At 73.0% G+C, this 19,734-nt stretch carries 16 protein-coding genes and 3 pseudogenes; 4 read left to right on the top strand and 15 right to left on the bottom strand.

What is annotated here, in order from left to right:
- Window positions 1-363: 363 nt before the first annotated feature.
- Window positions 364-885, bottom strand: a pseudogene (locus tag EAD89_RS11160) (topoisomerase C-terminal repeat-containing protein); the annotation flags it as partial.
- Between EAD89_RS11160 and EAD89_RS11155 the strand changes: the two are divergent.
- Window positions 863-1,048, top strand: a pseudogene (locus EAD89_RS11155) (D-arabinono-1,4-lactone oxidase); the annotation flags it as partial. The pseudogenes EAD89_RS11160 and EAD89_RS11155 sit on opposite strands and share 23 nt — an antisense overlap.
- Before the next feature lie 16 nt (window positions 1,049-1,064).
- On the opposite strand, the gene EAD89_RS11150 reads toward EAD89_RS11155, so the two are convergent.
- The 7 genes from EAD89_RS11150 to EAD89_RS11120 form a co-directional block, all read right to left on the bottom strand.
- Window positions 1,065-2,291: a CapA family protein gene (locus tag EAD89_RS11150; RefSeq protein WP_233578497.1), complete on the bottom strand. Its 1,227-nt coding sequence runs from the start codon at window positions 2,289-2,291 to the stop codon at window positions 1,065-1,067.
- A gap of 80 nt (window positions 2,292-2,371) precedes the next feature.
- Window positions 2,372-5,188 (bottom strand): type I DNA topoisomerase, encoded by a 2,817-nt coding sequence (topA, locus tag EAD89_RS11145; protein WP_121675634.1) that lies wholly within the window; start codon window positions 5,186-5,188, stop codon window positions 2,372-2,374.
- A gap of 375 nt (window positions 5,189-5,563) precedes the next feature.
- Window positions 5,564-6,136 carry a hypothetical protein gene (locus EAD89_RS11140; RefSeq protein ID WP_121656867.1) on the bottom strand — a complete coding sequence of 191 codons (573 nt, stop codon included), beginning with the start codon at window positions 6,134-6,136 and terminating at the stop codon, window positions 5,564-5,566.
- 167 nt (window positions 6,137-6,303) lie between these two features.
- A complete protein-coding gene (locus tag EAD89_RS11135; RefSeq protein WP_121656861.1) occupies window positions 6,304-6,846 on the bottom strand; it encodes a hypothetical protein in 543 nt (180 codons plus the stop codon).
- Window positions 6,847-6,962: 116 nt separating this feature from the next.
- Entirely contained in the window at window positions 6,963-9,311 is a 2,349-nt protein-coding gene (locus EAD89_RS11130; protein WP_121656862.1) for a sodium-translocating pyrophosphatase, read from the bottom strand.
- 321 nt (window positions 9,312-9,632) lie between these two features.
- Entirely contained in the window at window positions 9,633-10,070 is a 438-nt protein-coding gene (locus EAD89_RS11125) for an ATP-binding protein (protein ID WP_089018050.1), read from the bottom strand.
- Window positions 10,067-10,423 (bottom strand): STAS domain-containing protein, encoded by a 357-nt coding sequence (locus EAD89_RS11120; RefSeq protein ID WP_074316127.1) that lies wholly within the window; start codon window positions 10,421-10,423, stop codon window positions 10,067-10,069. The genes EAD89_RS11125 and EAD89_RS11120 overlap by 4 nt, the downstream gene beginning before the upstream one ends.
- A 140-nt stretch (window positions 10,424-10,563) precedes the next feature.
- On the opposite strand from EAD89_RS11120, the gene EAD89_RS11115 reads away from it, so the two are divergent.
- The 3 genes from EAD89_RS11115 (at window position 10,564) to EAD89_RS11105 (ending at window position 13,940) form a co-directional block, all read left to right on the top strand.
- Window positions 10,564-12,942, top strand: a complete 2,379-nt coding sequence (locus EAD89_RS11115; protein ID WP_121675633.1) for a DEAD/DEAH box helicase — start codon at window positions 10,564-10,566, stop codon at window positions 12,940-12,942.
- A gap of 97 nt (window positions 12,943-13,039) precedes the next feature.
- On the top strand, window positions 13,040-13,243 hold the full coding sequence (locus EAD89_RS11110) for a hypothetical protein (RefSeq protein ID WP_089018052.1): 204 nt from the start codon (window positions 13,040-13,042) through the stop codon (window positions 13,241-13,243).
- A 118-nt stretch (window positions 13,244-13,361) separates the two neighbouring features.
- Window positions 13,362-13,940 (top strand): hypothetical protein, encoded by a 579-nt coding sequence (locus tag EAD89_RS11105; RefSeq protein WP_121656863.1) that lies wholly within the window; start codon window positions 13,362-13,364, stop codon window positions 13,938-13,940.
- A 364-nt stretch (window positions 13,941-14,304) separates the two neighbouring features.
- Here EAD89_RS11105 and EAD89_RS11095 read toward each other — a convergent pair.
- From EAD89_RS11095 to ssd, 7 genes and pseudogenes are all read right to left on the bottom strand, one after another.
- Window positions 14,305-14,643 (bottom strand): annotated as a pseudogene (locus EAD89_RS11095) (Rv3654c family TadE-like protein); the annotation flags it as partial.
- 269 nt (window positions 14,644-14,912) lie between these two features.
- A complete protein-coding gene (locus EAD89_RS11090; RefSeq protein WP_121675631.1) occupies window positions 14,913-15,281 on the bottom strand; it encodes a TadE family type IV pilus minor pilin in 369 nt (122 codons plus the stop codon).
- Complete coding sequence (locus EAD89_RS11085) at window positions 15,278-15,445, bottom strand: DUF4244 domain-containing protein (protein WP_121655323.1); 168 nt, start codon at window positions 15,443-15,445, stop codon at window positions 15,278-15,280. The genes EAD89_RS11090 and EAD89_RS11085 overlap by 4 nt, the downstream gene beginning before the upstream one ends.
- A 21-nt stretch (window positions 15,446-15,466) precedes the next feature.
- Window positions 15,467-16,147 (bottom strand): type II secretion system F family protein, encoded by a 681-nt coding sequence (locus EAD89_RS11080; protein ID WP_233578495.1) that lies wholly within the window; start codon window positions 16,145-16,147, stop codon window positions 15,467-15,469.
- Entirely contained in the window at window positions 16,147-17,352 is a 1,206-nt protein-coding gene (locus EAD89_RS11075) for a type II secretion system F family protein (protein WP_121675646.1), read from the bottom strand. Before EAD89_RS11075 ends, EAD89_RS11080 begins: the two co-directional genes overlap by 1 nt.
- The gene (locus tag EAD89_RS11070; RefSeq protein ID WP_121675630.1) at window positions 17,349-18,560 is read right to left on the bottom strand and encodes a TadA family conjugal transfer-associated ATPase; all 1,212 of its coding nucleotides are present in this window, start codon (window positions 18,558-18,560) and stop codon (window positions 17,349-17,351) included. The genes EAD89_RS11075 and EAD89_RS11070 overlap by 4 nt, the downstream gene beginning before the upstream one ends.
- The gene (ssd, locus tag EAD89_RS11065) at window positions 18,557-19,660 is read right to left on the bottom strand and encodes a septum site-determining protein Ssd (protein ID WP_121675629.1); all 1,104 of its coding nucleotides are present in this window, start codon (window positions 19,658-19,660) and stop codon (window positions 18,557-18,559) included. The genes EAD89_RS11070 and ssd overlap by 4 nt, the downstream gene beginning before the upstream one ends.
- Between the last annotated feature and the right edge of the window lie 74 nt (window positions 19,661-19,734).

Below are 19,734 nucleotides of genomic sequence, written 5' to 3'. Positions count from 1 at the left end.
CCGGGTCACCATGGCGTCGTGGGCCCGGGTCCGCCGAACAACCGCTCTCCCCGGAGAGGCGTCGGCACGGATCGAACCCGCGCAGGCTGCGACAGGCAAGGCACCGGCATGGCCATACGGTACGACCGTACCGACGAACGGCGAAGAGCCTCACCTCAAGGGTGACAGGAAACACCCGCGCTCCGGCCGAATCACCGCGTTCGAGCTGGGCAACAGCCGACACCCGGCCACAGAGGCGTAGATCTTGGACAGTTGTCGTTCCGACCGAACGAAAACTGTCCAAGATCTGGAACGTCGGACCGGCGCGTCACCGATCAGGCGGCCGGGCCGGGGTTACTCGGTGCTGGTGGCGGCCTTGCGGGTGGCGGCCTTCTTCGCCGCCTTCTTCTTCGGCGCCGGACCCTTGGCCCGCTTCTCGGACAGCATCTCCGAGGCTTCCTCAATGGTCAGCGCCTCCGGGGTCTGCCCACGCCGCAGCGACGCGTTGAACTCCCCGTCGGTGACGTACGGGCCAAACCGGCCGTCCTTGATCACCAGCGGCTTCTCGGTCAGCGGGTCGACGCCCATCTCCCGCAGCGGCGGCGCCGCTGCCCGCCGTCCACGGGCCTTCGGAGCGGCCAGCAGGGCCAACGCCTCGTCCAGACCGACCGTGAACATCTGCTCCTCGGACTCCAGCGACCGGAACTCCTCGCCCCGCTTGACATACGGGCCGTAGCGGCCGTTGTTGGCGAACACCTCGACCCCGTCGGGCGCGACGCCGACCAGCCGGGGCAGGCTGAGCAGCTTGAGCGCCTCCTCCAGGGTCAACGAGTCCGGCGTCTGCGAGCGCAGCAACGAGGACTTCCGCTCACCGCTGGACACGTACGGGCCGTACTTCCGGGCCTTCGAGAAGGTGGCCGCCGGACTGGGCGGTCGCCCGCACTGGGGCAAGCTGCACTACCGCGACGCCGCCTCGCTGGCCACCGCGTACCCGCGATTCACCGACTTCCAGGCCGTCCGCGACCGCCTGGACCCGGACCGCGTCTTCACCAACGCCCACCTCGACCGGTCCTCGGTGGCGACGCTCAGCCGCCCGACGCCACCACCTGATCCGGGCCGGCGCCGAGGGACCGGACGTAGCCGAGCACCCGCTGGTACGCCGCCCGGTAGTCGCCCCGCAGACCCGGCGGGGTGGCCGGGTCGGCCAGCGCTGCGGTCAGGTCGACCAGCCGGAGGGCCGGCGCCAGATCGGTCCAGGTTGGCAGCGCCTCCATCCGGGTCACCGTCCAGCGCCCCGGGGCGGTTTCGGTGAAGGTCGCTCGCGCCATCACACCCTCGCGGTTGTCGTCGATCGGCTCCGCGTGCCGGGCCAGTTCGTTGCCCATGCCGAAGACCACCCACTTGTCGCCGAAGCGCTGGAACGGCTGCACCGCGTGGGCGTGGTGGCCCAGGATGAGGTCCACGTCGGGCGAAGAGATCAACTGCTGTGCCCAGGCGCGCTGGTCGGCGTCCGGCAGGTGCTGGTACTCCGTACCCCAGTGCAGGCTGAGCACGACGATGTCGGCGCCGGCGGCGCGCGCCTCGTGGGCGGCGGCGAGGATCTCGGGCGGATCGATCAGGTTGGCCAGCCACGGCTGGCCCGAGGGGCGGTTCAGCCCGTTGAAGTTCAGGCTGTACGCCAGGTGGGCGACGCGGACGTCGCCGACCTGGTAGATCCGGGGCGTGGCCGCCTCGGCGGCGCTGCGGGCGCTGCCGGTGTGCCCCAGCCCGGCGACTTCGAGCGCGCGGATCGTCCGGGCCACCCCGTCGACGCCCTGGTCGAGGGTGTGGTTGGAGGCGGTCGAGCAGCCGTCGAACCCGGCACCTCGCAGCCCCTCGAGCACCTGCGGGGGCGCGTTGAACGACGGATAGCCGGCGAACGGGCCGGCTGGATCGGCCAGTGGCGTTTCGAGATGGCACAGCGCCAGGTCGGCGCCGCCGACGGCTGGGGCGACCCCCGCGAACATCGGGGCGAAGTCCAGGCGGCCGGCCCGGGCGCCGTCCCGACGCGCCTGGTCGGTCACAGCGGGATGAACCAGAACGTCACCCGCGGCGACGAGTCGCACGGTCCGCCGGTTGGCGGCATCCCGGGGCGGCCCGGTGGACGACCCCGGGGCGACGGTCTGCGGGGCAGCCTGTGACGCGGTGGCCCCGGCCGGCGCGGAGCTCTCGTCATCCATCGCCCAGAAGCCCGCCGCTGCCACGGCAAGCAGCAACGCTCCCGCCGACGCGCTGACGAGTACACGGCGACGCGTGGCAGTGGTGGCGAACATCCCCTCACGTTAGGGAACCCCCACCAAACCCTCGCACCAAATAGGACATTTCATCCATTAGGGACAGGGGTCGGTGACCGTCACTCCTCGGCGGGCCTGGCGGCGGCCTTCTTCGGGGCCGCTTTCCTGGCAGTGGTCGCCTTGGCGGTCGTGGTCTTCTTCGCGGCCGTGGACTTGCTGGCGGCGGCCGTCTTCTTGGTGGCCGTGGCCTTCTTCGCCGGAGCCTTCTTCGCCGCCTTCTTCTTCGGCGCCGGACCCTTGGCCCGCTTCTCGGACAGCATCTCCGAGGCTTCCTCAATGGTCAGCGCCTCCGGGGTCTGCCCACGCCGCAGCGACGCGTTGAACTCCCCGTCGGTGACGTACGGGCCGAACCGGCCGTCCTTGATCACCAGCGGCTTCTCGGTCAGCGGGTCGACGCCCATCTCCCGCAGCGGCGGCGCCGCTGCCCGCCGTCCACGGGCCTTCGGAGCGGCCAGCAGGGCCAGCGCCTCGTCCAGACCGACCGTGAACATCTGCTCCTCGGACTCCAGCGACCGGAACTCCTCGCCCCGCTTGACATACGGGCCGTAGCGGCCGTTGTTGGCGAACACCTCGACCCCGTCGGGCGCGACGCCGACCAGCCTGGGCAGGCTGAGCAGCTTGAGCGCCTCCTCCAGGGTCAGCGAGTCCGGCGTCTGCGAGCGCAGCAGCGAGGACTTCCGCTCGCCGCTGGACACGTACGGGCCGAACCGCCCGGACTTGAGCACGATCGGCTCGCCGGTGCCCGGGTCGTCGCCGAGCTTGCGCTCGCCGCTGCCGCCGAGGAACAGCTCGTGCACCTTCTCCGGGGTCAGCTCGTCCGGGGCCAGCCCCTCGGGGATCGGCGCCCGGTCGCCCTGGGCGCCACCCTCCTCACCCTCGGCCGGCGCCGCCGGCTCGCCGCCGGGCAGCTCCCGCTGGAGGTACGGCCCGTACCGGCCCACCCGGACCACGACCTCCCGGCCGTCGTCGTCGGTGAAGAGCGGGATGGAGTTGACGCTGCGCGCGTCGATGTCGCTCAGGTTCTCGGTGACCAGCTTCTTGAGCCCGCCGGAACGGGCGATGCCCTGGTCGCCGGCGCCGTTGGCGCCGCCGAAGTAGAACGCGGTGAGGAAGTCGACCGCGGCGTGGTCGCCGCCGGCGATCTCGTCCAGCTCGTTCTCCATCGTGGCGGTGAAGTCGTAGTCGATCAGGCGGGGGTAGTGCCGCTCCAGCAGGCCGATCACCGCGAACGCCAGGAAGGTCGGGATCATCGCCTGCCCGCGCTTGGTGACGTACCCCCGGTCCTGGATCGTCTGCATGATCGAGGCGTACGTGGACGGGCGGCCGATGCCCAGCTCTTCCAGTGCCTTGACCAGCGACGCCTCGGTGTAGCGCGACGGCGGCTGGGTGTGGTGGCCCTGCGCGGCCAGCTCGTCGGCGGTCAGCGGCTGGTCCTTGACCAGGGTGGGCAGCCGGCGCTCGGCGTCCTCGGCCTCGGCGTTCTCGTCGTCGCTGGACTCGACGTACGCGCGCAGGAAGCCCGGGTCGGTGATGGTCTTGCCGGTGGCCCCGAAGTCGGCCTCCTCCTGCGAGGTGGAGACCGCGCGGATGCGCACCGAGACGCTGGAGCCGACCGCGTCGGTCATCTGCGAGGCGATGGTGCGGCGCCAGATCAGCTCGTAGAGCTTGAACTCCTCGGCGGACAGTTCCTTGGCCACCTCGCCCGGGGTACGGAAGTTGTCCCCCGCCGGGCGGATCGCCTCGTGCGCCTCCTGCGCGTTCTTCACCTTGCCGGTGTAGCGGCGCGGCTCCGGTGGCACGCTGCGCTCGCCGTACAGCTCGACGATCTGCCGGCGGGCCGCCGAGATGGCGGTCTCCGACAGGTTCACCGAGTCGGTACGCATATAGGTGATGTAGCCGTTCTCGTACAGGCGCTGCGCGGTGCGCATCGTCTGCTGCGACGACAGGCGCAGCTTGCGGGCCGCTTCCTGCTGGAGCGTCGAGGTGATGAACGGCGCGTACGGGCGGCGGCGGTAGGGCTTCTCCTCGACCCGGGTGACGGTGAACGGCCGTCCCTCGAGTCGGGCCGCCAGCCCACGGGCGCCGCCCTCGTCCAGGTGCACGACGCCGGCCCCGGGCTTCACCCGGCCGGTGGTCGGCTCGAAGTCCTTGCCGGTGGCGATCCGGTCGCCGTTCAACGCGATGAGGGTGGCGTTGAACGCGCGCGGCCCCTCGCCGGCGTTCGCCACGGCGAGAGTGGCCAGGATGTCCCAGTATTCAGCGGTGCGGAAGGCCATCCGCTGCCGCTCCCGCTCGACCACGATCCGGGTCGCCACCGACTGCACCCGGCCGGCCGAGAGCTTCGGCATGACCTTCTTCCACAGCACCGGGGAGACCTCGTAGCCGTAGAGCCGGTCGAGGATCCGCCGGGCCTCCTGCGCGTCGACCAGGTCGCGGTCGATCTCGCGGGGGTTGGCCACCGCCGCCTGGATCGCCGGCTTGGTGATCTCGTGGAAGACCATCCGCTTGACCGGCACCTTGGGCTTGAGCGTCTCCACCAGGTGCCAGGCGATCGCTTCGCCCTCGCGGTCCTCATCCGTCGCCAGGAAGATCTCGTCGACCTCCTTGGCCAGCTTCACCAGCTTGCTGATCTGCTGCTTGCGGTCGGCCGAGACGACGTAGAGCGCGTGGAAGCCGTTGTCCACGTCCACCCCGAGGCGGGCCCACGCCTCGCCCTTGTACTTGGCCGGCACGTCGGCGGCGTTGCGCGGCAGGTCGCGGACGTGACCGAAGCTGGCCTCCACGACGTACCCCGGGCCGAGGTAGCCCGAGATCGTCTTGGCCTTCGCCGGTGACTCGACGATGACCAGACGGGTGGTTCCAGCGTTGCTCGGCACGTCTCTCCCCGACCTCACTCCTGCTCGTGGTCTGCCGGCGCCCGGACAGCGACCGCTCTCGACCCCGCCGTCGCACCGGCGGTCCGGATGTCCAACGTAACGCGCCGTCCGCGTTTCGGGTTTCGCGGGCGGCAAACCGCTCCGGCGCGGCGGTCCACTCCCGCCCCGCCGCGCTCGGCACTGCCGGACGGCGCCACCGTACACCGTGGGTAGGGCTCGAAGCGGGTCACTGTGACGATGGCGGACTCTCGACCGAGGTCCGACCCGCCCGTTTTCCGCCCGGATCGGCCCGCCGGCTGTCCGGGTCCGGACAACCGACGGCGGCCCCGGGCCTCCACCTCCGGACTGGGCGGAATGATCCGGTTCGTCCCCTGGTCAGGGTCGGGTCGGCCAGGCGTCGGCCGGTGCCGCGCGCGGCGGCCCGCCGACCAGTTCGGCGAGCCGGCCCAACCGGCGCCGGCCCGTGATCCGGTACCCCGGGCCGCCCTCGTCCGGGCCGAGCAGCGTGCCGGCGAGCCCGGCGGCGGCGAGCGCCGCGCCGACCGGCTCCCAGCACTCCCGGTCGCCCTCGCCGAGCCGCAACAGGAAGCCGCCGGGCGGCTCCGGCGTCCCGGCGGCGGCGAGCCACAGCCGCAGCCGCCGGCCGGTCAGGTGAAAGGTCGCCGGCGGGCGTTTCGCCGGACCGTGCAGCCAGGCGACCGCGAGCGGCTTCAGGATCCGGGTGTACGAGGTACGGACGGCGTGTCGCGCGTCCCCGGTCGGCTCCCAGCTCGCCGCCAGCCCGCGCAACGCCAACTCCGCGACCAGCACGTGCACCCGCCAGGCGGCGTCCACCTGCACGGAGAGACGGGCGGTGCCCCCCATCCGCACCACCTCGCCCGGCCCGGCGAGCAGCCCGGCCAGGTCGGCGACCGTCGGTTCGGCCGCCTCGGCGCCGAAGAAGACCAGTTGACGCCCGCCGTCGTCGGTCTGCGCCGGCCCGGAGGGCGGCCCGCTCGACCCGGACCGTGTCGGCCCGCCACGCCGTCGCGCTGGCTCGGACGCCGACGGGTCGGGCTCGGGCGCCGGGAACAGCGCCGGAGGCGGCTGCGCCGCTCCGGTGTCGCCGAGCCCGCTCAGCGACACTCCGGCACCTCGTCGAAGGCTTGTTTCAGCTCCTCGGAGTTGAGCCGGCTGGTGTCCAGCGCGCTGGCGTCGTACTCCTTGTTGAGGGTGTCCACCGCGGCCCGCACGCCGTCGTAGAAGACGGTCGGCTCGGCGGTGCCCAACCCTTCGATGCTGTCCCGGGCCCGGCCGTAGGCGTCCCGCATCTTCCCCAGTGAGCTGCGGAAACCAGCGGAGATGGCCTCGCCGTTGTCCGTCTCCGGGACGCCGGCCCGCTCCACCTTGCGGCGTGCGGTCTCACTCGCCTGCTCCGCCCCACCGAAGAGCCGCACCAGGTTCTCCTTGGCCTGCGCCGGCGTGGTCTGCGCGGTCATCTGCTCATCCGTGCTGCTGGTCAACTTGCTGATCTCGGAGCGCCACGGGGTGAGCGCACCGCAGACCGTGGCCGCCCAGGCCCGCGGACTGGGGCCACCACCGCAGCCGGAGAGCAGGACGACGAACGTGGCCAGGACCACCGTGAGCTTTCCGGCGGCAGACGCCTGGCACGTACGCATGCGTTGCAGCGTACGACCTCCGCCCAGGCGTGGCACCGGTCAGACGGCTCCGGAGGAGGAACCGACGGTCCCCGGCCGGCGTGGCACGCCGACCGGGGACCCGGTGCCGAGAATGGTCAGGCGTTGACCGTCTCCGGCCGGTGATCGGTGCTGCCCGCTCCCGTGTCGGAGTCGTCCATCGCGATGCCCTTGCGCTTGCTGAACACCACCGACGCCACGATGATCAGCGTGGCCACCACCGCGATGGCCACCCGCACGGGGGTGTTCCGGTCGTCGCCGATGCTGAAGGCCACCACGGCCGGCGCGATCAGCAGCGAGACCAGGTTCATCACCTTGAGCAGCGGGTTGATGGCCGGGCCGGCGGTGTCCTTGAACGGGTCACCGACGGTGTCGCCGATGACCGTCGCGGAGTGCGCCTCGGAGCCCTTGCCCCCGTACGCGCCGTCCTCCACCAGCTTCTTGGCGTTGTCCCACGCGCCACCGGAGTTGGCCAGGAAGACCGCCATCAGCGTGCCGGCCCCGATCGCCCCGGCCAGGTACGCCGCCAGCGCGCCGGGCCCGAGGCCGAAGCCGACCGCGATCGGCGCCAGGATGGCGAGCAGGCCGGGGGTCATCAGCTCGCGCTGCGCGTCCCGGGTGCAGATGTCCACGACCTTGCCGTACTCCGGGCGCTGGGTGCGGTCCATGATGCCGGGCAGCTCACGGAACTGCCGGCGGACCTCCATCACCACGGCGCCCGCCGAGCGGGACACCGCGTTGATGGCCAGCCCGGAGAAGAGGAACACCACCGCCGCGCCGATGATCAGGCCGACCAGGTTGCGCGGGTTGGCCACGTTCAGCGAGTTGAGGATCTCCGTCCCGACGTCGCCCACGCCCGCGTCCGCGTACGCCGTGCGCAGCGTGTCGGTGTACGAGCCGAACAGCGCGGTCGCGGCCAGCACCGCGGTGGCGATCGCGATGCCCTTGGTGATCGCCTTGGTGGTGTTGCCGACCGCGTCCAGCTCGGTGAGCGTCCGGGCGCCGTGCTCGTCGATGTCACCGGACATCTCGGCGATGCCCTGGGCGTTGTCCGAGATCGGCCCGAAGGTGTCCATGGCGACGATCACGCCGACCGTGGTGAGCAGGCCGGTGCCGGCCAGCGCCACCGCGAACAGCGACAGGGTGATGGAGCTGCCGCCGAGCAGGAACGCGCCGAAGACGCCGGCGCCGATCAGCAGCGCCGAGTAGACCGCCGACTCCAGCCCGATGCTGATGCCGGCCAGGATGACGGTGGCCGCACCGGTCTGCGAGCTCTTGCCGATGTCCTGCACCGGGCGCCGGTTGGTCTCGGTGAAGTAGCCGGTGAGCGCCTGGATGGCGGCGGCCAGCACGATACCGATGATCACCGCGCCGATGGCCACCAGTCGCGGGTTGCGGTCGACGTCGGTGAGCCCACCCTCCAGCTCGGCGAAGGTCGCCGGCAGGTACGCGTAGGCGGCGATCGCCACCAGCACCGCGGAGAGGACCGCCGAGATGTAGAAGGCCCGGTTGATCGCGGTCAGGCCGCTGCGGTCGGAGGCGCGCAGCCGGGTGATGAAGACGCCGAAGATCGCGACGAGCACACCGATGGTGGAGATGATCAGCGGGAAGACCAGGCCGTCCTCGCCGAACGCGGCGCGTCCCAGGATCAGTGCGGCGACCAGGGTGACCGCGTACGACTCGAACAGGTCGGCGGCCATGCCGGCGCAGTCGCCCACGTTGTCGCCGACGTTGTCGGCGATGGTGGCGGCGTTGCGCGGGTCGTCCTCCGGAATGCCCTGCTCGACCTTGCCGACCAGGTCGGCGCCCACGTCGGCGGCCTTGGTGAAGATGCCACCGCCGACCCGCATGAACATCGCGAGCAGCGCGGCGCCGAAGCCGAAGCCCTCCAGCACGGTCGGCGCGTCGCCCCGGTAGACCAGGACGACCAGCGCGGCGCCGAACAGGCCGAGGCCCACGGTGAGGAAGCCCACCACGCCACCGGTGCGGAACGCGATCTTCATGGCCGCTTCGCGGCCACCCTGTCGCTCCCGGGCGGCGGCGGCCACGCGCAGGTTGGCGCGGGTGGCCAGCCACATGCCGGCGCCACCGATGGACGCGCTGAACAGGGCGCCCACCACGAAGAAGAGCGATCGGCCGAACTTCACGGCGGTCTCGCTGCCGTCGGTGTCGTGCACCGGCAGCAGGAAGAGCAGCACCACGGCGATGACGACGAAGATCGCCAGAGTGCGGAATTGGCGGAGCAGGTAGGCGGAGGCGCCCTCCTGGACCGCCCCCGAGATCTCCTGCATGTTCGTGGTGCCCTTGCCGGCTGCCAGTACCGCCTTGGTGAGGGCGGCGGCGAAGACGAGCGCCACCAGCGCGATCACCGCGGCGATGACGACGTACGTGACGTTGCTACCGGTAAGGGAAAGCCCGCCGCCATCGGCGGCCAAGGTCTCGGACATCTGTGTCCTCCTGTTACCGAACACTCGCGCCGGTGAGTGGAGACGCACCGACCGGCGCCTGAACGCGGACTCGCAAGCGCGCGCCAACCCACCCCAGCGGACCAGCGATGACCACCCATACCCGCTGGCTGCGGGATGGATCACTTGCTGACAACCCGGGTACTGTAGCCCTCCACAGTGTCGGAGGTCACACCGAGGTGGCACCGTGTCTCGATGATCTTCGTCGCTGTGTTATGAAACGAAATCTGATATAGAGCCCGGCCCATGACAAGGAGGCCGCACCCCCGACGGGATGCGGCCTGTGCGGCGGAACAGAACGGGTCAGCGGCCGACCGGCCACACCATCCGCACCTCGGTGCCGACGCCCTCGTCGACGGGACGCACCTGAAGGTCCTCGACGAACCCGGCGAGCAGAGCGAACCCGACTCCGGTGGTCAGCGCCTCATCGGTGAGCGACTCGTTGGCCAGCTCGTCCGGCGGCAGTGCGGCCAGCCCGATCCCGGCCTCGATCGGCGCCCGGTCCACCACCCGCACCGCGTACGACCCGGCGTCCGACATCTCCACCAGCACCGGGTCGGCCAGGCCGTACTGGCGGTGCAGGGCCACCGCCCGGGTGCACGCCTCGCCGATGGCCAGGCGCACCTCGTCCAGCAGATCCTCACGGACCCCGGCGCGCCGGGCGACGGCGACGCCGACCAGCCGGGCGGTACGCACGTGCACCGGAGCCGGGGAGAAGGAGAGCTTGACTGTCGCCATCACGCGCTGGCACCGGTCGGTTCCGCGCCGACCGCCGCGTCGACCGTGGGGTGCAGCGGGAAGACCTGGTCCAGCGCGGTGATCCGGAAGATCTTGAGCAGCGGCTCCTTGTCGCAGACCAGGGCGAACGAGCCGCCGGCCGTGCGGAGCCGCTTGAGCGCGCCGACCAGCACGCCGAGCCCGGTGGAGTCGAGGAAGTCCACCCGACCGAGGTCGACCACCACGTGCCGGGCGCCGCCGTCGATCAGTTCGAGGAGCCGTTCGCGGAGCCGGGGCGCGGTGTAGACGTCCACCTCACCGCCGACCTCGAGCACCGTGTGCTCGCCCACGGTGCGGGTCGCCAGCGACAGCTCCATCGGTCCTCCTCGCCAGAGCCGTAAACTCTCCTGGGCATCTAACCATTACCGCTTGGCCACCCTGCGGTCGCCAACGGAAAGCTCCCCTTACCCCCTGGCCCGACTTTTCATCTCCGAACACCAGTGCGAGAGTGCAGGGCGTGTCGTCCGCAGCCACCGTATCCGCAGGTCCCGGCCCCGAGCCATCGCCGGTCGACCTGCTGCGCCGGCTGCGCGCCCACAGCGCCGGTGACCCGGTCACCCACGTCGAACGGGTGCCGGCCCGCGCCGGGGTGCCCGCACCGTGGCCGCCGTGGGCACCCCCGGAGCTGCGCGAGGCGTTCGCCCGCCGCGGCGTGGTCGCGCCGTGGCGACACCAGGCCGAGGCGGCCACCCTGGCGTACGACGGCGGCCACGTGGTGCTCGCCACCGGCACCGCGTCCGGCAAGTCCCTGGCGTACCAGCTCCCGTCGCTGGCCACGCTGCTCGCCGACCCCCGGGCCACCGTGCTGTACCTGGCACCGACCAAGGCGCTCGCCGCCGACCAGCTGCGGGCCGTGGCCGGGCTGGAGCTGGAGGGGATACGTCCGGCCTGCTACGACGGGGACACTCCGCGCGCCGAGCGGGAGTGGATCCGACGGCACTCCCGGTTCGTGCTGACCAACCCCGACATGCTGCACCACGGCATCCTGCCCGGGCACGCCCAGTGGTCGGGTTTCCTGCGCCGGCTGGCGTACGTGGTGATCGACGAGTGCCACACCTACCGGGGGGTGTTCGGCTCGCACGTGGCGCACGTGCTGCGTCGGCTGCGCCGGCAGTGCGCCCGGTTCGGGGCCACCCCGGTGTTCGTGCTCGCCTCGGCGACCTCCGGCGACCCGGCGACCGCGGCCGAGCGGCTGACCGGCTTGCCGGTGACGGCGGTCACCGAGGACGCCTCGCCACGCGGTGGGGTGACCTTCGCGCTCTGGGAGCCGCCGCTGCTGCCACCCGACTCGTCGGCGGCGGCCTCCCCGGCGCCCACCCAGGCGGCGGGCGGGCACGACGACGTGCCGGACCTCATCCAGGTCCGCCGGTCGGCGCTGCGGGAGACCGCGGACCTGCTCGCCGACACGGTCGCCGAGGGGGTACGCACACTCGCGTTCGTCCGGTCCCGCAAGGGCGCCGAGGTGGTGGCGGCCAGCGCGCGCCGGGCTTTGGACGAGGCGGTGCCGGGGCTCGGCAAGCGGGTGGCCGCCTACCGGGGCGGCTACCTGCGTGAGGAGCGGCGCGAGCTGGAGCGGGCGCTGCTGCACGGTGACCTGCTCGGCCTGGCCTCCACCAACGCGCTTGAGTTGGGCGTGGACCTGATCGGCCTGGACGCGGTGCTGATCTGCGGATATCCGGGTACCCGGGCGTCGCTCTGGCAGCAGGCGGGCCGCGCCGGGCGCTCCGGGCAGGAGGCCCTCGCCGTGCTGGTGGCCCGGGACGATCCGCTGGACACCTATCTGATCCACCACCCGGAGGCGATCTTCGGGGCGCCGGTCGAGGCGACGGTGCTCGACCCGGCCAACCCGTACGTGCTGGCCCCGCAGCTCGCCTGCGCCGCGGTCGAGGCCCCGCTCACCCCGGCCGACCTGACGCTCTTCGGCGACGGGGCGAAGGAGGCGATCGACGAGCTGGTGGCTGCCGGGGCGCTGCGGCAGCGGCCCACCGGGTGGTACTGGCGGCACCGGGAGCGTCCCGAGGTGGATCTACGCGGTGAGGGCGGCGCACCGGTCTGCGTGGTGGAGTCGGCCACCGGCCGGCTGCTGGGCACGGTCGACGGCGGCTCGTCGCACTTCCTGCTCCACCCCGGCGCGGTCTACCTGCACCAGGGCGTCTCGTACGTGGTGGACGAGCTCGACCTCGCCGACGGATGCGCGCTGGTGCACGCCGAGGAGCCGGACTGGTCCACTCACGCCCGGGACGTCACCGACCTGTCCGTGGTGTCGGTGCGCTCCTACGTGGACGCCGGACCGGTCGGCATGTTCCTCGGCGAGGTGGACGTGACCAGCCAGGTGGTGTCGTACCAGCGACGGCGGATCGCCACCGGCGAGGTCATCGACACCCGGCCACTCGACCTGCCCACCCGGGAGCTGCGCACGGTGGCGGTCTGGTTCACGCTGTCGCCGCAGTCCCTGACCGCGGCCGGCGTACAGGCCCCGGACGTGCCAGGTGCGCTGCACGCCGCCGAACACGCCGCGATCGGGCTGCTGCCGCTGATGGCCACCTGCGACCGGTGGGACATCGGCGGGCTCTCCACCGCCGTGCACCCGGACACCGAGGCGCCGACCGTCTTCGTCTACGACGGACACCCGGGCGGCGCGGGCTTCGCCGAGCGGGCGTACGGGACGGCGTCGGCGTGGCTGCGGGCCACCCGGGACGCGATCGCGGAGTGCGGCTGCGAGACGGGATGCCCGTCCTGCGTGCAGTCGCCGAAGTGCGGCAACGGCAACAACCCGCTCTCCAAGCCGGACGCGATCCGCGTGCTCGACGTGGTGCTGGCGAACCTGCCCGCCTGAGCCGCGTTGCATGAATCCGAGCGCGACGGGGCACAATGATGGGAGCGCTTCCATCGATGCCTGCCTTTTCAGCCCGTCCCGTGCCCTAGGAGGAGCCGTGGCCGACACCATCGCCGAGACCGTCGACCTGCTCTACACCATCGACCAGGAGAGACTCACCCTCGACCAGCAGATCGCGCTCGGATCCGCACTGGCCGCGCTGGCTCAGGCAGAACGGCTGGAGCAGATCAACGAGCGGCTGCAGGGTATCCACCAGGTCCTCAACGGCTGGGCGTTGCGCGTCACCGTCGACGGGCGTTGACCTCCCTGGGGACGGCAAGACGGGCTGGCCCGGCCACGGGTGGGAGCGCCGGGGCGCGGGCCGGCGTCGGTCGCCGGGCTGTGCGAGACTCCGGCGCACAATCCCCTGAGGAGATCAGATGCAGCTCGAGAACTTGCAGACCCTGCAGCATTTCCACATCCGGCAGCGGCTGCGAATGATGGTCAACCAGTACGAGGTCCGGGCGGTCGCGGCGGACGGTACCGAGGGCGAACTGCTGGCCTTCGCGCAGCAGAAGCGGCTCGCCTTCAAGGAGCAGGTGACGATCTACACCGACGACTCCAAGCAGCAGCCCCTGCTCGGCTTCAAGGCCCGCCAGCGCATCGACCTGGGTGCCACGTACGACGTGACCGACGCGGCCGGCAACCCGATCGGCCTGTTCCGCAAGGACTTCGCCCAGTCACTGCTCCGTTCCACCTGGCACGTCGAGCAGGCCGGTCTGCCGCAGGTAACGGGCCAGGAGCGCAGCATGCCGGTGGCGCTGCTGCGTCGGTTCGTCGACTCGCTGTCCTGGCTGCCGTACCACTTCGACTTCACCGCCGGCGGCCAGCCCGTCTTCTCGGTCGTGAAGAAGTGGGGCCTACGCGACAAGTACATCGTCGAGGTGCACAACCCCCAGATCGACCGCCGCCTGGTCATCGCCATGGCCGTCGCTCTCGACGCGCTCCAGGCCCGCTGACGCATCCCGGCCCGCAGGGCCACCCTCCTTCTCGCCCGCTGGCCGGGACACGGGCCCGCCGGCCCAGGTCCCGGCCAGCCGGCTGTCCGGCGGCTGCCGGTGGCCGGCTGCCAGTGGCCGGCTGCGGGCCGCCGGCTGCCGGCTGCGGGCAGCGGGCAGCGGGCAGCGGGCAGCCTTGCCGGCTGGCGGTTCTGCGGCCGGCTGCCAGTGTTCGGCGGCCGCTTTGGAGTTGATGTCGTGAACGGATCGCGGCTGATGTCGTCAGCGATTCAACTCCACAGTGTCTTGTCGGACCGCACCCGCGGAGCCCGATCCAGTGCGGGAGCGAGCCAGGCCCTGGTCGGTTGACGGGCGCGAGCACCTTTCATCCGCGTACCGGCCCCGCCCGGGCCGTCGACGCCACGACTCGGGTCAGGCCGGGCAGTGGTGTGACCGCCACCTCGACGGTCACCAGCACATCCAGCCCGTCGGTACGGCAGTCGACCAACCGGCCACCGTTGCGACCGGCGATGTCCGCGGCGAACGTGCACGCCGCCGCGTCGCCGTCGATCGCTCTGGCCGCCCCGGCCAGCGCACCCAAATCGGCCGCCACCGCCGCCCGTTGCGCCGCCATTCCTGCTGCGGCGACGGCCGCGCCGAACGTCCCCGCCAGTACGAAGACCAGACCCATCGCGAGCAGGAGCACGGTCGCCCCACCTCGCTCAGGATCCGTCCGCGCGGCGTCTGGCTTCTCCCCGTGCGGCCACTCGGTCTTCGACCACTCGGTCTTCGGCCACTCGGTCTTCGGCCACTCGGTCTTCGGCCACTCGGTCTTCGGCCACTCGGTCTTCGGCCACTCGGTCTTCGGCCACTTGGTCTTCGGCCGCCCGGTCTTCGGCCACTTGGTCTTCGGCCGCCCGGTCTCCGGTTGCTCGTGGCGGAGCTGCGCCTGGCCGGTCCTGCTCTGCTGCTCCGGCGTGCCTGGGCACGGGTTCATCGGCTCACGTCCGTGGTCCCGGGTTCCACAGCCGCGACGGCGGTGGCGACCACGGTGATCCGGGGGAGGCGGCGGCCCAACGCGCGTACGGGCGCCCGCACCGTCGCCTGCGCCCGGTCGCCGTCGATCGACACCGTCACCTCGGCCCCGGGCGGTGCCGAGCGCAGGCCGTCGGCGCTGCCGTCCGCGCCCCGTGCGACAGCCAGCGCCGCCTCCCGGGCCGCGTGCAGACTGCTCGCCCGGGTGGTGACCGCGTTGACGGCGGTCAGGCCGGTGAGCAGGAGCAGAAGCAGCGCCGGCAGGCCGGCCGCCAGTTCGGCGGTGAAGGAACCCCGATCGCGGCCGGTCTGCCGGCGCCCGATCACTTGAGCGCCCGGTCGATGACGGCGGTCAGCGCCGACTGGACGTTGCCGGAGGTCAACACCTTCAACAGGATCCCGGCGAAGGCGACCGCGGCGAGAGTGCCGACGGCGTACTCGGCGGTGTTCATCCCGTCGTCGCCGCGCAGGCGGGCGGTGAGTTTGCGCATGGCCTTTCCTTTCTCGATGGGTCAGAGCACGTCGCCGAGCACGGCGACGATCACCGGCACCAGGCCGGCGAGAATGAACGCCGGGAGGAAGCAGAGCCCCAGCGGCAGGACGATGAGCACGCCGGCGCGGCGGGCCGACGCCTCGGCTGCGGTGGCCCGGTCGGCGCGCAGGTCGTCAGCGAGCCGGGTCAGCGCACCGGCCAGGGCGGCCCCACTGTTGGCCGAGCGGAACGCGGCCGCGGTCAGTCGCTCGGCGCCCGGCACCCCGTGCAGCGCGGACCAGGCCTCCGCCGGGCCACCGCCGAGCAGCAGCGTGCGGCCGACCCGGGCCAGCCGGCTGGCGAGCGGGCCGTCCAACGCCTCGGCGACGGCCAGCACCGAGCGGTCCACCGGGGCGCCGGCCCGCATCGCCGCGGCCAGCAGGTCGGCGGCGAGGGGCAGGTCGGCGGCCTCTCGAAGTCGTCGCTTGCGCAGGGCCGGCGCCTCGATCCGTCGCAGCAGCAGGTCCAGCAGGAACGCGGTCGGGACCGCACCAAGCAGCCCGAACCAGCCTCCGACGACGACGGCCACGGCGAGCCCGCCCAGACCTGCGGCGAGCCGGGTCGCGTCCGGCCGTCGCCGGCCTCGCGCTGCGCCCGCTCCCGGACTGACCGTGGAGCCGGTCCGCGCCCTCCACCGGGCGTCCGCCACCGCCCGGGACATCAGCCGGCCCGCCCCGGCGTCGCACCCAGCCGCTCGGCCCAGAGGAGACCGACGACCTGCAGGACGACCGCGAGAACGGCGCAGACCCCGCCGACCGTGCTGTGCAGGAGCACCGCCACGGGATCCACGCCGATCCCGTAACCGAGCCCGATCCCGCCGATCGGCAGGGCCGCGAGCAACCACGCGGTGGCCCGCGCCCCGGCCGCCTGCGCCGCGGCGGCGGACAGCCCTCGGTCGGTCGCCCGCGCGTCCGCCTCGATCCGCTCGACGAGTTCCGCCAACGGCGCGCCGGTACGGTCCGCCAGCCGCACCGCCGCCGACGCCAGCTGGGCGAGTCGGTCCGGCCCGTCCGTTCCGGTGGCGATCTCGATGGCCGGCGGAACGGGCAGGCCTGCCCTGAGATCCGCCGCGAGACCGCAGAGCTGGTCCAACCCCCGCCGCCGGATCCGCTCGGCGTGCCGGTTCGCCCGCCAGCGCAGCAGCGCGCGCATCGCCAGCGCGCCGTAGCCGCCCACTGCGACGGCGGCCACCGGACCGGCGGACGCGACACCGACACCGGCCCCTATCAGGCCGACCAGCAGTAGCATTCGTGCCTGCGATCGCGGGAGACGCATCGACGTGCCCGGGGCCCGCTTCCCGCCGGACCTGTCAACGGTCGGGGCCATCGGGTCAACGGCCCCGCGACCTTCGACGGTCGCCACGCTGGGCACGTCGACCCGACCCACCGCGCCCTCTTCGATCAGTGGCGCGGACGTGGAGGCGCGCCGTTCGACGTCCGGCGCGATGGTCACTGCCCGGGCGGTGCCGGCCGGACCCCGGGGGTCACGCCGAGTCGGCGGACGTGCCGGACCCGCGGGCCGCGTGGGTCCTACCGACCCGCCCGCCCCTCTGCGCCAGGGCTGACCGGCGTTGGCGTCCCGGGTGGACCAGCCGACCAGCGTCCGCCCGCCGCCGAAGCTAGGGGCCGCGGGCGGCTGGTGGCCCGACGAGGGAAGAGCGCCGAACCCGTCGGCCGGAACGTCCAGCCCACGACCGAGGTCGCGGATCCAGTCCACCAACGCGTCGTCCGGATCAGGATGCGTGTTGTCACGAACCGTCGGCGTCAGCACCCGCCGGCGGCGGGCCCGGATGCTCTGCACCGGCCAGGCCACCAGGGCCGCGGCCGCCAGCAGCAGCGCCGCCACCAGCACCGTCCCGCTGGTCATGCCGGGCCCGCCGATCCGGGCCACGGCTCGCTGAGGATCGGCGGCGCCGCCACGCCGCGGTCCCGCAACAGCGCGGCCAGCGCACGGGCGGCGAGCCCGAGCCCTCGACCGCGGACCCAGGCGGGCACCACGGAGACCACCCGGTCGGGCCCCTCCGGGAGCAGCAGGCAGATCGCCTCCAGGACCCGTCCCCGGTCACCACGTCGTACCTGAAGCAGCACCTGCAACGCCGCGACCACCTGGGCGTGCAGGGCGGCGCGGGGCAGCCCACCCAGCATGCCGAGCGCCTCCAGCCGGGCCGGTACGTCCGATGGCGTGTTGGCGTGCAGGGTGCCGGCGCCCCCGTCGTGGCCCGTGTTCAGCGCGGCCAGCAGGTCGACCACCTCACCGCCCCGGCACTCCCCGACCACCAGCCGGTCCGGGCGCATCCGCAGCGCCTGCCGGACCAGATCGCCGAGGCTGACCACTCCCGTCCCCTCGACGTTGGCGGTACGCGCCTGGAGCCCCACCACGTGCGGATGCCCCGGACGCAACTCGGAGGCGTCCTCCACCAGCACGATCCGTTCGGTGGCCGGGACCAATCCGAGCAACGTGTTGAGCAACGTCGTCTTGCCCGATCCGGTGCCGCCGGTGACCAGGTACGCCAGCCGGGCCGCCACAACGGCCGCGAGCAGTGGCGCCACCGGTCGCGGCACGGTGCCCTGGCGCACCAGCTCGTCAAGGGTGAACGGGCGGTGCCGGAAGGTCCGCAGGGACAGGTAGGGGCCCTCGGTCGCCACCGGGGGCAGAACGGCGTGCAGTCGAGTGCCGTCCGAGAGCCGCGCGTCCGCGTACGGGGAGCCGTCGTCGAGCCGCCGTCCAGCGCTGGCGACCAGTCGCTGCGCCAACCGGCGGACATCCTCCACCGAGCCCACCGGCACCGCGACCTGGTGCAACCCCGTCCCGCGGTCGACCCAGACCCGGGTGCCGTTGACCAGCACGTCGGTCACCTCCGGGTCGGCCAGCAGCGACGCCAGTGGCCCGGCGCCGACGAGGTCGTCATGGACCCGGTCGGCGATCCGCAGCACGGCGGTGTCACCGAGCACCGCGGTGGTGGGCTCGGCCCGCACCGCAGAGACGATGGCCGCCGGCGTGACCGGAGTGGTGTCGGCGGCGATCCGTTGCCGCACCCGGGCGGCGAGAGTGCGGTCCTCCGGCCGGCCGGTCATGCCGCACCCGTCGCGGGCACGCCGGTCAGGTCGGCGACGATCCGCTGGCAGAGCGTGGCGAGCGGTCCCTTGCCGGCGGCGGCCGGCGCCTCGCCCCGTTCCAGGCCGCGGCAGAGCCCCGGCTCAGGACGCAGCGTGCCGGCGAGGGGAAGGCCGAGTGCCCGCGCCACCTCCGTCGCCCGCAGGTGGCCCGGAGCGGGACCGCGCACCACCACCGAGAGCGCGGCACAGTGCGGAACGGCAGCAGCCACCACCCGCGCGGCGGCCGCCGTGGCGCGCAGCTCCGCCGGGACGACGACGAACGCCTGATCGGCCGCCTGCAACGCGATCACGGCCGCGTCGTCCAGTTGCCGAGGGAGGTCGACGACGACGAAGTCCCGGCCGCGCCGGGCAGCGTCGACGGTGGCCGCCATCGCCGCTGCGGGCAGGGCCAGCAGGTCGCCGCGATCCCAGGAGAGCACCACCAGGTCGCCCCGGCTGGGCAGGGCCCGGACCAGCGTCGGGGCGTCGACCCGCCCGTCCGCGCCGGTGAGCGACGGCCAGCGCAGCCCGTCCAGCTGCTCCCAGCCGAGCACGAGGTCGAGGCCGCCGCCGAGCGGGTCGGCGTCGACGAGCAGGGTACGCAGCCGCGCCCGGGCGGCGGTGACGGCGAGCCCGCCGGCGAGCACACTCGCCCCGGCGCCGCCCCGCCCACCGAGCAGCGCGACGATCCGGGCGCCGGATCCGTCCGGCCGGTCCGGGCCCTGCTCGGCGAACCGATCCACCACCCACGGCTCCGCGGCGGGCAGGGTGGCGACGTGCTCGGCGCCGACCAGCTCGGCGATCTGCCAGCCGGGATCGAGCTGGCCGTTCCGGCCGACCAGCACCAGCCCGGGTCGCTGCGGCAGCCGGGCTCGCAGGCACGACTGCGCCTGGTCGGCGCCGAGCAGCACCAGCGGTGCGGGTAGCCAACGGGTGCGGGCGGCGGCCGGGTCGGCGGCGAGCTCCACCTCGGTGCCGCCGGCGGCGGCGAGCCGGAGCAGGTCGTCGAGCAGGTCACCGTCCCCCGTGACGATCAGCGGTAGTCGACGGATCGGCGGAACGGAGGTACGGGGCGGCATCGCGGCCTCCAGCGGTCGGGCTCGGGTGTGTCGCCGACCCTGCTCGGGATCGGCCCCGCAAACCGCCCCGGTCA

The organism is Micromonospora sp. BL4, assembly GCF_003667505.1.
Taxonomy (GTDB): domain Bacteria; phylum Actinomycetota; class Actinomycetes; order Mycobacteriales; family Micromonosporaceae; genus Micromonospora.
This window is presented reverse-complemented; position numbering and strand designations above follow the sequence as displayed.